Below are 14,175 nucleotides of genomic sequence, written 5' to 3' on the forward strand. Positions count from 1 at the left end.
AAAACCGATTATTGAAATGCAAAACCCTATAAACCCAGCGTTACATAACAGTATTAACCATATTCCTAATGGCATTACAAAAATACTAACTTTCTTAAAAGCTAAAAAAGTTTATAGTGGTGATGAATATGAACAGCTCATCAACTCTGGTTATAAATATGAATTGAGACTCCAAATAATGAAAAGGTACATGGATATTATAGGAGTGGAAAATATATGGATAGAGACAAAAAATATATGTTTGATTTCTAACAAAATATATACTCATACCGATGATTTAAACGAAATAAAAGAGTTCTTTATTATTTTAAGTGCAATATATGGTTTTATTTCTCCAGAGTTGGGTCATCACACTTTAATTCAAATGTATAAAGAAGAAGTAATAAAAAATATATTAATCAAATTCCTTAAAAATATTACCCCTACAGCTTTAATGTACAAGTTTATAGAACAATCAAATGCTACAAACCCATCCTGGTTAAATATTATTCCAGATACTTATAACGAATGGGAGTTTAAAGAAGTAGAAGAAGTGGAAAACGGTGGGTATGAACAACAAATCATTTTATTTAATAGCATTTCAAATTTTGATTACATGAATAAAACAGTGAAGCTTCTTGAACAAAGAAAACAAATAAAAAAATTATCATCAGAGAAAGGGGCAAATATTGTAATAATCACACCTCTTTCAGCCGATGGTTCAATATTATCTGTAAGCGAGTACAAAAAAAATGGAAAAGGGACTGTTCGAATAATAACAAAACTTAAGGAAGTTGGTTATGAAAATGGTAATCAATTCATAAAAAAATGGCATTGCTTAGACCTATCTTATAGTGAGATATATAAAATTTTTGAGGCTTATGAAAAAGATTTAAAATTACGAATAAAAAATATGAACAAAGCTGGGGAGTTAACAAAACAAGAAACTCAAGATTCAACGCGTTTAGTAGAAATACCTGGGCTTGTATCTTTCAATATACCAAATAATCAAAATGTTTGGTGCAATAATGTAACTTCAGTTAAGAATACCAACAAGCAAGCTTTAAAATGTACAATTAATTTAAATTTGTTACTTGATACTTTGGAGCATATTATTTATGTGGCGGAACCTCGTCATGCTGAAAATATGTTTGAAGGAAACAAACTGCAATTATTGAATTATTTACAAGGTGAAATCAAATTAAGGGAAATTTTTACTTGTAGTTGGAAGTATTGGAGTTGTTATGGTGGGCTTCTACCTTCAGCGAATATTATTAAGTTACAGAGGTTTGTATTGGAAGAAACCCAAAAAATTGACGAATCACTTAATAAAAATAAACCTATAGCCATGAAGGCTGCAGATAAGAAAAAAGATGCGTTAGATTTACTGGTTCAATTTTATCGAAACGGCTATAAAAAGTTAATAGCTGCAGAAAATGAGGCTGAGAGGAAAAATGCAGAATATGAACTTAATATTTACGAGAGATTAGCTTCCCCATTAATAAAAACCATCTTGGCCAATTTAATTTATAACAGTTATCATCAATAATAGCTCGATCTCCCTTGAATGCCCGCCTTAATGACGGGCTTTATCAATTTAAAATGAAGCATCTAAAATAGATTCCGACAGCACATCTTTTCGTTTCATAGATAACCTTCTTGCTGCATCTAATAATGTTTCATCTACTTCACCAGATTCTAATGTTGATTCAATAGCATTTTGAAGAAATGCAAAGGCGTCACGATCAGGTTCTTGATTGATTTTTGTCGGTTTGTAGTGGTCAACTAATTCCGGACATTAAATTAAGGTTTTCTTCTGCTTTAGCAGGAGAAAACCCGTTGTTATAACTATGTGGCCTGCGCCAGTTATAGTATTTCATTAAATAAGAGCTGATATCCTGCTCTGCTTCTTTAATTGAATGATAGCCATTGCTTGGTACCCATTCTGATTTTAAACTTCTAAACACACGCTCCATCGGTGCATTGTCCCAACAGTTCCCGCGGCGACTCATACTCTGATTTATTCTATAACGCCATAATCGTTGACGGAATTTTATGCTTCCATATTGGCTACCTTGATCAGAGTGGAACATCAGCCCTGTAGGTTTTCCACGCTGTTGATAGGCTCTGTCTAATGCTGATACTACAAGGTCAGCATCAGGCTTGTTCGATAATGACCAACCAACAACTCGTCTTGAATATAAGTCGAGTACCACCGCAAGATATACCCAACAATTACCGGCCCAAATATAAGTGATATCCCCGCACCAAACATGATTTGGTTGCGAAACATTAAATTCTCGATCCAATAGATTTGGAATGTCAGGTCGTTCAACGGTTGCCTTTTTATAAGCATGCGAACCCGGCTGTTTACTGATTAAGTGCATATCCTTCATGATACGCCTTACTTTGAAGCGACCTATGTTGAAGCCATCTTCACCAAGCATCATAACCAGGCTTCGGCTTCCAGCAGAACTTCTACTAAGTTTGAATAGCTCATTTACCTTTGCTCGTAACTCTATCTCTTGCTTGTTAATAACTTTTTTAGATTGCTTAAAGTCATAAAAACTAGAACGTGGTACTTCAAATACGTCACAAATCAACTCTGTAGACTCATGCTCACTTAACTTGTTGATTAACGTATATTGTTCATTTCGTCTGACATTAAGAGAGCTGTAGCCTTTTTTAAAATAGACTTTTCCCGCTCTAGGCGATTAACTCTGGCTTCTAATTCTTGAATCTTTTGCTGCTCAGGTGTTAGCGCTTTGGACTTTGGCGTAGTACCACTACGTTCATCACTCAATTGCTGTACCCAGCGCCTTAATGCTGTTTCACCAACACCAAGTGAACGAGCAGCTTCAGGAACACTATAACTTTGTTCAAGCACCAAACTTGCTGCTTCTAATTTAAATTCTTTTGTAAAAGTTCGACGTTTACTAGTCATGTGGCACCTCATGTAAGTGGTAATAATACCACCTCATGTAAGTGGTAATAATACCACCTTAAATGGTGTCCGAGTTCATTAAACCACTACAAACCTAGTAAACATAAGGGCTACAGGGTGGGGGGACAGACTCGGATTAGCTGGGGATTAAATAATTAACACTTCCAAAAATTTTAATAACTAATGTAAAACAATAGCTTAAGCTTAATTTACCACTGAACTATAAGATTTAACTCCTAATATTAAGATCATTAATGAAATGGAAAATGTGTAGTGGTCCACTAATTTAGATAAGAATTAATGAAGAAATATAAGGGCTAAAATAACCGTCAGGGACCCTGAAAATAGGGTGAAAAGAGTCGACGGGGCTGACTCGCCGACCTCGATAAAGAATCTGTGTTAACATGCTTAAGTTCATGCGCCTAAATATTCCTTTGGATGCTGGTTACATTACTGGGTGCAAAGCAAATGTAAGCAGTATAAATTTTAACTCTGGAATGACAGGTACCTAAGGTAGAGAACTACTGTACTTTGTGGTGTTTGTAGTGACGCAATTTTCACACGATTTTCATTTTTATACATAAGAAACTGATATTAAATAAAAACAAAGTGAAGCGGTTTTAAATTCATAGCTACTGACAATTAGTGTCAGGAGTGATTTTTATTTCAGTTGATTATTTTTTTGGCAATTAATAGTTAATATTTTAATTGTGTTCCCAGGAGAAATTAGATGGGGGAAAAATATTTAAATCGCTGAAATTAAAAACTAAGCTAAATATGGATTTTGTTTAATAAATAACAAAAAAGTTGCATTAATAGGTACGTCATGACATTGTTAGTTTTCATTAATAAGGAAAATAAAAATGAAACTAAAATTAAATAAAAAGAAACTTAAAAACCTTTCAAAAGATAGCGCAGCATTGCCAGTAGAAATGACACCTCAGGTTGGCGGTGGTATTCCTACGATTGAACCTACAACAGCATTATATTTAGGTTGTAATACAGGCGCTTGTTTTTCTGGTAAATATTTACTGTGTCCAGATCCGGCTTAAGTAATCGCTGAATACTTAAAGACTTAAATATTAAGTGCTTAGATTCAACTATTAAAAATAAACCAGTTAACATAGAAGTGTTACCTGGTTTTTTAATCGCAAAATTGAATATTACCTCTTGTTATCACTATCACTATTTATATAAAGTAAAACTTTAGCTAAACACCTGCCTGCTACGCCTATTTTTTGTTAATATTCATTGTAATACTTGCTACTTTGCTTGAACCACGCATCTTAAAATGGTTTAGGTATTGATTTAATAACAATGGAAAATTTATGTGGCTCCAAGAACAAAAACTAATGGGTGAATGTGTAATATTAGAGCCTTTATCTGAACAGCATATTGATGATTTAGCTCTAGCTGTTAAAGATGGCGAAGCATGGAAATTATGGTTTGCAAATGTGCCACATTTTAATGATATGGCAACTTATGTAAAAGCCGCGATGAATGGCGCTAAAGAGGGTGATATTGTATATGCGATACGTGCTAAAAATAGCAATAAAATAGTAGGGACTACGCGTTATTATGGTGTTGATGCGAATAATAAACGTGCGTTAATTGGTTATACTTGGTACTCAAACTCTGTTCGTAGAACCGCCATAAATACTGAGTGTAAATTATTATTATTGAAAAATTTATTTGAAACGCATGAGGCGATTGCTGTTGAGTTTAGAACCCATTTTTTTAATCAAGCCTCACGTAATGCCATTCAAAGGTTAGGTGCAAAACAAGACGGTATTTTACGTAATCATCAAATAATGAAAGATGGCTCATATAGAGATACCGTTATTTATTCTATTATTGCCAGCGAATGGCCCGCGGTAAAGTGCAATCTAATAAATAAAATGTGCATGTATGAATAAATAAAGCTTTAGCAAAGTATGGAAAGTCCAAACAATGAAATTTTTAAATTAGAGCTTATTCGTTTAATCAAACAAGATAAAGTAAGAATGAAGGCACTCAAAGCTGTGGCTTCACTTACTTTACCTGATTGCTATATCGCTGCGGGTTTTGTTAGGAATTTAATTTGGGATCATATCCATCATTTTGAATCTACACAATTGAATGATATTGATGTGATTTTTTATTCAACGGATTTTAAAAAACGATTTGATAATAAGGTCTTAGAGCAAAAACTTATTGACCTGTGCCCTGAGTTCAATTGGCAAATTAAAAATCAAGCAATCATGCATTTTAAAAATGGTGATTTACCCTATAAAAACACACTAGATGCAATCACCTATTGGCCAGAAAAAGAAACTGCATTGGCACTGAGACTAAATGATAAAGAGCAAATTGAAGTATTAGCTCCTTTTGGATTGAGATCTGTTTTTAATGGTGAAATTACGCATAATACAAATCGTACATTAAATATATTTGAGCATAGGCTCAATACAAAATCTTGGCTTAAACTGTGGCCAAATTTAAAAGTGGTGATCTAACATAAGTTCTGAATGTTTTTAATATGCTTTTTGCATTGCAAAATGCCACTTATAAAAATAAAGACAGTAAGATCAATTAATTAAATTTGGCGTGTAATTTGAATAGCTATTGGTCTATTCATTTTATAAGGTTAATTCTAATGAAATTGAACAAATTATATTTAATATTTGTTTTTATTCTATGTGGTTGCGGAGGCTCAAGTGAAGGAGATAAAGCGCAAGAGACAGTACCTACATCTATAACTGAACCTCCTAATTCAACTTTATTATCTGAAAACATCGCATCAGATAATGCACAGTTTAGCCAATTTTTAGATCATAAAATTTCTATTAACCCTCAAGAGTATGGTTTTAGTTCAGGCTCTGTATATCTAAAGGTATATACCCAAAGCCAGCAAGTTTTATTTTTAGGAAAAGTATCATCAATTAATAGCTTTCAAATTAATTTACCTAATTCAATTGGAAAAATATATTTTGACTTATTTTCACCAATCTCAACTCAATCGCAATTTACTGGGGAGATCATATTATGAAACTATTTGTTTTGATGTATTTGTTAGTAAGCAGCTTTACATTGCAGGCACTGGAGTCAATTAAATTAAAAGATACGATTAAAAAAGGATGGGGAGAAATAAATTTATTTGAAGCGCAAATAAATAAGAAAGACCCAGATGCGGCAACATTAGAAGCATTTCGTCAAAGTAACAATGGTAAATTGGTTTTTGCAGTAGATATAAATGAAGCCGCAAATGGTACCGAAAAAGCACAAACTCAAGGAGTTACAATAAAATCAGCGGTTATAACTATTATAAGTGCTGGCATTACGACACAATATTCACAATATTCAACACCTACCACAACACTTGTTGCCGAAGAAAACCAGACCAGCAGAAGTAGTTATTATACTTTAATTGGAGAAACAGGTTCTGCAAGGATCACCGGAAGTACCGACAGTGATATTTATGGCTCTTCATTTGATGGTACTTTAACCTTTGAAGTAAATGATGATATCTCTCAGGCAACAGAGGCTGTTTTATCAATTGAATTGTTGCAAACAAATACAAGCTTAGGAGATCCTGAAGCCTTTTATGACTTTACTGGCGGTTATGAAGATGTGGCGTTAATAACACCTGAAGATAAAACATACCTAGATAATTTAGCGCCAGGTGTAAGCGAAGCGCCTTTAGTCATAGCACAAAGTCAAATAAATAATCCTGTAGAGTCATGGGTTTATTATCCAAGTAGTAGTGCATATTATGTTGTCAGTTATGAAGATAATTACCCTGAACGAGGCGATTACGACTTTAATGATTTAGTGATTGGCTATAGAGTCGGTTTTGGTATGAATGATAATGATGTGGTTTCTGTAATAGCAACGGGTTATATGATAGCAAGAGGGGCAAGTTATACCCATGATTGGTATTTACATTTACCTTTTTTATCAGCTGTATCCGGTGTTGCTACTATCAATATTTTTCAACCAGAAAGCACCAGCCAAATAACAGGCTACCCGATAACTCAAATTGTAGATGGTGTTTTTGATATTAAAGTGCTTAAAAACAGTAAAGCGCTAATGAATATTCCTGGCGAAGAGTTTGTAAATACATTAGAAGGGCAAACTTTGATAAAAGGGCATAAATTTAGCATTGCATTTGATTTAACTAATAGCCTTGCATTAACGAAAATACCTGCGCCTCCTTACGACCCTTATATATATACAGAAGTGACAGGGCATGAATTGCATTTACCAGGCAATGCGACTCGGCTTAATTTTTCACAAAATAGTGGCAGTGCAAATACTGAATATAAAGACAGTTTAGGGTATCCCTACGCATTAGTTTTTCCAGATGATTGGTTACCACCCATAGAAAAAGTTGATATCGGTGAAGCGTATGAAGAGTTTTTGAATTATACACTAAGCTCAGGTTCACAAAGTCAGTCTTGGTATTTAACACCCAAAGCGCAAAAAACAAAATCCATAGGCAGTGCATTTTGGAAGTGGTAATTTGGAAGTTAAGAAGTTAAGAAGTTAAGAAGTTAAGAAGTGAATAAGCAATAAAATATTTGAACGACTAACTTTATTGCTTTGTTTTTAGTTTTCACTTTGTATTAAGGTGTTTGTACATTATATGTACTTGAGTAAATAAGAATGATGCTGAGGTTTTTTTATAATTAAAATTAGGAGATAATGTTTTTAGCACACTGACTTTAAATTAATTTTTGTCAAATGATCAAAATTAATTATTCAAAACTTCTCGGATCCCACATGCCTCAACAAATATACTCTTTATTACGTATTATTATCATAGATAGCTTTTGGCAAGGCCAAGTAAATGAGCTTAAATTAACGGGTCATACGCAGTTAGAAGGCACAAATGGCGCGGGTAAAACATCTTTAATGCGTCTATTGCCTTTATTTTATGGAATGCGCCCAAGCGATATTGTCAGTAAGGCCGATTACGATAAAAACTTTGTAGAAAACTATCTACCAAATGATTCAAGCCGTCTCGTTTATGAATATCAACGACCTAATGGTCAAATTTGCATGGTCATTGCCTCAAGTGATGGCAGAGGGGCACATTTCAAATTTATAGACAGCAATTACGATAGCCAATATTTCATTGCTGAAGATAAAACACCTTATTCAATTTTAGAAGTCGAAAGGTTTTATCGCAGTTTAGGTTGTCATAGCTCGAGCTTTATAGGCATAGATAAATTCAGGCAAGTAATACAAAACTTACGCAGTGGCCGAAAAGTTAAAGAAATACGTCAATTGCAAACACGTTATTCATTTAGCGACCAACCGTGTGCCCATGTAGATAAAGTGATCAATGGTACAATTGAAAAAAACCTAGATTTTGAAGCAGTAAAAAAAATGCTTGTGGCTATTGCAAGTGATCACTTAGCCCGAAACAGTGTTGAAGAAAAAGAACAAATAAATCTTAATAAAGAAGAAATAACCCATTGGCTTAGTGATATACAGGCAAGTAGACATATACAAAAAAGGGCAGATAAAATAGGCCTTTGGCAAGATGACTTTATTGCACTAGATAATATATTAGTTAAGTTACAGCATGTTCACCATGAAATTATAACTCATCAAACTGACCTTGAAACAAAACAAATTGCGCAAAAAGAGAGTAAAAAAACCAATCGAGCAAAGGAGCTGGAGCTTGTTCAAAAATTAGATGTTATAAAAACACAATTTATCAGTGATATCTCTGTAATAAAAGCACAAATAGATGCAGATCAAAGTGCGATTGATTTACTTGATAGCGACAAAATACAGTTTGATGATGATGATGCCGCGAACTACCAATTTCATGCAGATAAAGCGCCTAGAATTCAAAATCAGTTACATGAAATAAATGAAAAAATTGAAGCTTTTGAAGGTAATATTAATAAAATAGAGCAAAAGTTTGAGGCTTTAATTCAAAACATTTCTTTGCAAAAAATAACGGATATTGCAAAAAATGAAAAACAATCAGCTAATGTACAAAACGGATCTGCGACTAAATTAGCTTTAATAAACGAAGTGCATCAACAACAATTAAATGTTTTAAAAGATCAGCTAAGTGAGCAATATTTATCGCTTAAAATAAACCAAGAAGCAATAAATAAAGATTTAACCAGTGCAAAAGGCCAGTTAGAACAGGTAATATTAGCGCCTGAATTATTAGCAGATATAAACCAAAATCAACTTTTACTGAATGACGCACAAGATAAACAAAATGCACTGTATCAAGCCCAGTCTCAATTACAGTTATCTTGTAATGAAATTGAAAAGCAACGTGAAAAGCAACTCACTAAAGTTAAACAAGAGAACGATTATCTTGAAGGCTTACGTAAAGAATATACCGAAGTAGAGCGCCAGTTAGTGCCAGATAAAGGCTCGTTGCATTATTTTTTGACTCATGAACCACAAGCTGTCAATTGGAAAGAAAATATTGGTCGATTATTAAGTAGTGAACAACTATCTCGGTGCGACCTTGACCCTCAGTGGCTTGGAGCATCAAACAGTTTTTATGGATTATCGTTAGATTTACAGTATTTGTCAGGTAATGACTCTCTTTATTTAGATGAAATTGAACTGCGTGAAAAAAGAGAAGCCATAGATGTAAAACGTCAGCAGCAAATACAAAAAATAGAACAACTTAATGAGCATATAGGGCAACTAACAAAAGAAGCTGATAAAGCTAATTTAAAACTGGTACAGGAGAAACAATCAATAAAACAAAATGAGTTGAATATAGAGCAGCTTAAAACTCAGCAAGAAAATTTAACCATTAAAAAACATATTGCAGTTAAAACGCATAAAGAAACAGTTAATACACTGATTCAATCTCTTGAGCAAAAATATAAAAATAATGCTAAAAAAACTACAGAGCATGAAGAGTCGAAAAAAGCGCAACTGAATGATTTAAATAATCAAAAGCTTGAAAAAATAATGGTGGTTGAAACTGACAGAGATAGTCAATTAACAGCATTAGCCGATGATATTATTAAATTAACGGAACAAACAAAACTCAGAATAAAAGCGCTCAAAAAACAAAAAAATACCGATATAAAAATACTTGACCCAGATGGCGAAGTTGATAAATGTACTCAGCAAAAAAATGCGCTTAATGAAGCATTACAAGAATGCATTGTATATGAACAAAAAGCGCATAAGTATCGGCACTTTATGAATGAGCGTTATAATAAACGTGATCAATTAGTTGAAGTGAATCAAAATCGAAGTATTCATAAAAGAAATTTAGAACACCAATTAGAAGATAAAGAAGTTCAGCTACAGGGTGAAATAAATAATGCGAAACAACTCAATAAAAAACTGTTACATAAAATTCAATATACCGAAGAGTTACTAGAACAATTAAGTGATAGCCATCATAGTTGTGAAAAAAATGCCATCGTTGCCTTATTTTCACAAAACCAGCCTAGCAGTCAGGCCGATTTATGCATTAGCTTTTGTAGTGATTGGATCACACAATTTAAAGTGATAGAAAAACGCTTAACAGAAAATTTAACAGGTTTTAACGATACATTTAGAAAAGATCACTCATCAAGTGAATTGTTTGAAAGTTGGCAAAAATTAATCACTGAAAATGATGTTCATCAAGGTGCAAAAACACTGTTTAAGTACCAAAAACCCATTACAGATTTATTGAGTAGCGCAGAGCAAAAACAAAAAAGTACTTATCAATTAGTGACAGTTAATGCCAATATTATCAATGAGTTTTATCAACATATTGAAAACTTTGGCCGTAGAATTAAATTAATAGGCAATCAGCTTTCGAATAAGGTAACAACTTTAGCGCACTTTGAAGCATTGGCTGACATTAATGTATCGACTGTAATGAAACAAGATGAATTGGAATATTGGGGGCCTTTAAAGTCGTTCTCTCATGTTTTTGAGCAATGCCGAGACCAGCTACGTGATGGCATAGGTGATATACCTGATGACCTTGTATATGCCATGAGAAAGCTGTCTTCATATTTACCCAGTGATGGTTTTGTTTTATCCCATGAAAGCCTATTTGATATTGAGTTTACTATCACAGAAAAAGGTCAGGTAAAACATGCACGAAATGCAAAGCAACTTAAAAAAGTAAGTTCAACAGGTTTGTCGTATTTGGCGATGTTATCGCTGTTTGCAGGTTTACTTGGCATGCTCAGAGGTGAGGGTCGCAATGTCACACAAATTATATTGCCAGTTGATGAGTTAGGTGAACTGGCAGCTGAAAATATCGGCTTATTACTCGACATGTTTAATGATAATCACATTAGTATATTATCTGCTTCACCTTCAACTGACCGTCATATTTTGTCGTTATACGACCGTCATTATAAATTAAAAGATAATAAAATTTTCCATTCACACATCCCACAATCTCGTTTAGATGAGTTACTTGCATTGAGAGCTAAAACACAAGCTGATATTAGCCAAGTTAATGAAAGTGCAGGGGAGTTAAATTAATGTTTAAACAAACAGTACAAAAATTACTGACGGGCGCAGTTATTTGTGAAACCGCTTTTTTTGATGAATTTGAATATTTAAAGTCACGTCAAAATAATGAAAAAGTGAGTGACTTTTTATCAAATTTAGATAGGAATTTATCTTACCTTGAAAGTGCTGATGCCTATTATTGCACTTTTACTCAAGTTGATGAAGGAAATCGAAATGAACTGATGACGCTATTTAGTGAAATGCGCTCTATATTCAGGCCATTAGTTGAGTTTTTAGATTTATTACTCACAGCAACACATGCAGACTTACCGCTTAGAGCCAAATCTGTAGTTAATCTTAATAGTTTATTTGACTCTTTTGAACATGATCAAACTTTATCGGATCATTTAGGTCGTTTAACCTCAATAAAACCTTTTAAAACCAATAAAGAAGAAACCCGAGAACAACTGGTTTTTATTTTTCAAAAGCTTGAGGAAATGGGCTATTTAGTGCGAAAAAACAAAGGCAGTAGCCGTTATTATGCAACGGCTAAATTTGATCTGATTTATGTATTAATTGAATTTTTAAATGATTCAGAGCGCATTGAATTACCTGAAGAGAATACAAAACAACAAGAAGAGTTATTGTTCTGATGGCGGGTTTTGATGCTGGGCAGGTATCTGCTTTATTAAGACAAATAGGTGCACATGATACCTTGTTGGCGAATGCTTATATTAATGGTGCTATCACCAGTGATGATGAAGTACAAAAAACAATTAATCTTTTGCACAAAGCAGGTTTGCTCAGACCCGATGATGAGGCAGGAGAGTTTCGTGTAACCACTGATTTTAAACGCATGCTAAACAGGCTAATGCGAAAACAAAGTAGCTATCGTCAGTTAACCGATATGGGAAAAGTGATTGATGCGCTAGATGAAATTGTCAGGGACTATCAAAGTGATGTTCAGTCTAAGCAATATGAAGATGCTGAGTATAATTTAGATCAATTAGATGACTTACTTTATGAAACCAAGGATGGGCTTAATCATAATTTAGAAAATATGCATTTTGCCATTGTGAGTCAATTTGGTTTTGTAAGCTCACTGACAAATAAGATTAGACAAAATGAGCGCTACTTAAACCACGCGCAAAACTTACTGACGGAGCTTCAGCAGGTTGATCCTGAGGTATGTTATGAATGGATCAGCTGGCCGTGTCCCAGTGAGTTTGCAAAAAAGATCACCGCTTTTGTATATTGGTTTAAACAAACCTTACCGCGATTACGTTTAATTATTGATAATATGCGTTTAAGTTTATTTCGGTTACGTCGAGATGAAAAACAAGCCAGCCAATTACGTAATATGGCACGCTTTCTTAATAAACACCCTGAATTTGAAATAAGTGATACTCTTTTTGAGTCACCTAATTTACCTCAAGCACTCAAATATGCGCCAATGATGCAGCTGCGTAGTTATGTTGAAACCCATAATACACAAATAGAAACACCGCTTATGGCTTTAGTGCAGTCATTACGTAAGCAAGTAAAGCCAAATGCACCTAAAAACCGTGAAAAAAATCATGTTCTAATCTCCTCAACAGAAGATATTGTTTATGAAAGCGACTTTTTTGAAACGCAAACAGAGCATTTATTTGAACAAGTGATCATTAATAATTCAGCAATATCAGCTTTGGTATTTTGGCAAGAAAACCAAACTTTATGGCTTGAAAAAAATAAAAATATAGCACCGCAAGCGTGGATTGAATTGGTATTTAGTTGTTATTGTAAATTGACCAATGAACAGCAAAATGCCTTAGATATTCAAATGAAAGGTGAACAAGTCGTAGGCACAACTCATAATTATAGTTACAGCGATATTATCATTTTATTAAAGACTTAATCTGAGAGCGATAATTTGAAAAATGCAATGCATAAAAAGTTGTTTGATTATACAAAAACATTAGTAATGAATTACCGACATGGCGGCAAAGTAAAGTTTACGCCTTTTGCTGAATGTTTATATCTAAAATATTTTTTTGGCAAGGTTTTGACTATAGGTGCGAATAAGTATCTGGTATTTTCAGAAGATGATCGGGCTTTGTTTATAAGCCGAATGTTAAAAGATCAGAATCTTGATTTATTAGGCAAATATCCAGAGAAAAAAAGTAAAGTAGAAAATGCAGGCCTTTTTCGAAATGAAAAATTCAATAGTTATGCTGTGAGTCGGGATTTTATGCTGATTAATTGCCTTAACCATTTTTGTTTAAATCAGCAAAAATTTGCTAAAAGTCCACTTACCTCTTTAGGCACATACATTAAAGCGGATGAAATTACCTCAATCGAACATGAGAATATCGTGTTAGTTGAAAATTTAGAAATGATGGCAAATTTAGATAAACTGATAATACCGGAGCAATTACAAAATGCTTTATGGGTTTATCGGGGCGATAAAAAAGATGCGCACCAAACGAGTACGGCCTATCAGTTTTTCAGACACTTTAAAAACAGTCATCAAAGTATATTTTTTGGTGACTTAGACCCTAAAGGCATTGAAATGGCTATCACATCACATTCACAATATTGGTTAACGCCTGAAAACAGTGATGTCGTGAATATTGAATTGCATGGTTTGGAACAAGAGTGGGATAACCAAGGGAGTTCAAGTCAATTTCTTGAGAATCAAGCGGCGCTATCTGCTAAATGTGAACTTGCATTTACTGCTATTAAAACGCATAGAAAAACCCTTAAACAGGAGCATTTCATCGCTCAGAAAATAAAATTAAACTTATTTGAGTTGTAAATCTGAAAAGGGG

General features: G+C 33.7%; 11 protein-coding genes. 10 read left to right on the forward strand and 1 reads right to left on the reverse strand.

Annotated elements, in window-relative coordinates:
• The coding region (locus BM088_RS27475; protein ID WP_177208183.1) for a hypothetical protein at positions 1 to 1,528 on the forward strand (1,528 nt) is incomplete at its 5' end.
• Between the two features lie 232 nt (positions 1,529 to 1,760).
• On the opposite strand, the gene BM088_RS25750 is transcribed toward BM088_RS27475, so the two are convergent.
• A protein-coding gene (locus BM088_RS25750; protein WP_091991649.1) for an IS3 family transposase occupies positions 1,761 to 2,923 on the reverse strand; the annotation gives its coding sequence in 2 pieces (ribosomal slippage) (positions 1,761 to 2,668 and positions 2,668 to 2,923; 1,164 coding nt in all).
• Between the two features lie 863 nt (positions 2,924 to 3,786).
• Here BM088_RS25750 and BM088_RS25755 point away from each other — a divergent pair.
• The 9 genes from BM088_RS25755 to BM088_RS25795 all read left to right on the forward strand — a co-directional run bounded on the left by BM088_RS25755 (position 3,787) and on the right by BM088_RS25795 (position 14,162).
• Positions 3,787 to 3,975 carry a hypothetical protein gene (locus BM088_RS25755; RefSeq protein ID WP_091991651.1) on the forward strand — a complete coding sequence of 63 codons (189 nt, stop codon included), beginning with the start codon at positions 3,787 to 3,789 and terminating at the stop codon, positions 3,973 to 3,975.
• A gap of 276 nt (positions 3,976 to 4,251) precedes the next feature.
• Positions 4,252 to 4,839 (forward strand): GNAT family N-acetyltransferase, encoded by a 588-nt coding sequence (locus tag BM088_RS25760; RefSeq protein ID WP_091991653.1) that lies wholly within the window; start codon positions 4,252 to 4,254, stop codon positions 4,837 to 4,839.
• Between the two features lie 18 nt (positions 4,840 to 4,857).
• Positions 4,858 to 5,418 (forward strand): nucleotidyltransferase family protein, encoded by a 561-nt coding sequence (locus BM088_RS25765; RefSeq protein ID WP_091991655.1) that lies wholly within the window; start codon positions 4,858 to 4,860, stop codon positions 5,416 to 5,418.
• A gap of 140 nt (positions 5,419 to 5,558) precedes the next feature.
• Positions 5,559 to 5,951, forward strand: coding sequence for a hypothetical protein (locus tag BM088_RS25770; protein WP_091991657.1), 393 nt, complete (start codon positions 5,559 to 5,561; stop codon positions 5,949 to 5,951).
• Complete coding sequence (locus BM088_RS25775; RefSeq protein ID WP_091991659.1) at positions 5,948 to 7,423, forward strand: LruC domain-containing protein; 1,476 nt, start codon at positions 5,948 to 5,950, stop codon at positions 7,421 to 7,423. The genes BM088_RS25770 and BM088_RS25775 overlap by 4 nt, the downstream gene beginning before the upstream one ends.
• 261 nt (positions 7,424 to 7,684) lie before the next feature.
• Positions 7,685 to 11,395 (forward strand): ATP-binding protein, encoded by a 3,711-nt coding sequence (locus BM088_RS25780; protein WP_091991661.1) that lies wholly within the window; start codon positions 7,685 to 7,687, stop codon positions 11,393 to 11,395.
• Positions 11,395 to 12,018: a hypothetical protein gene (locus tag BM088_RS25785; protein WP_091991663.1), complete on the forward strand. Its 624-nt coding sequence runs from the start codon at positions 11,395 to 11,397 to the stop codon at positions 12,016 to 12,018. The genes BM088_RS25780 and BM088_RS25785 overlap by 1 nt, the downstream gene beginning before the upstream one ends.
• A complete protein-coding gene (locus tag BM088_RS25790) occupies positions 12,018 to 13,262 on the forward strand; it encodes a hypothetical protein (protein ID WP_091991665.1) in 1,245 nt (414 codons plus the stop codon). Before BM088_RS25785 ends, BM088_RS25790 begins: the two co-directional genes overlap by 1 nt.
• Positions 13,263 to 13,277: 15 nt before the next feature.
• Positions 13,278 to 14,162, forward strand: a complete 885-nt coding sequence (locus tag BM088_RS25795; RefSeq protein WP_218156562.1) for a DUF7281 domain-containing protein — start codon at positions 13,278 to 13,280, stop codon at positions 14,160 to 14,162.
• Positions 14,163 to 14,175: the final 13 nt, after the last annotated feature.

The organism is Pseudoalteromonas denitrificans DSM 6059, assembly GCF_900112265.1.
Classification (GTDB): Bacteria; Pseudomonadota; Gammaproteobacteria; order Enterobacterales; family Alteromonadaceae; genus Pseudoalteromonas; species Pseudoalteromonas denitrificans.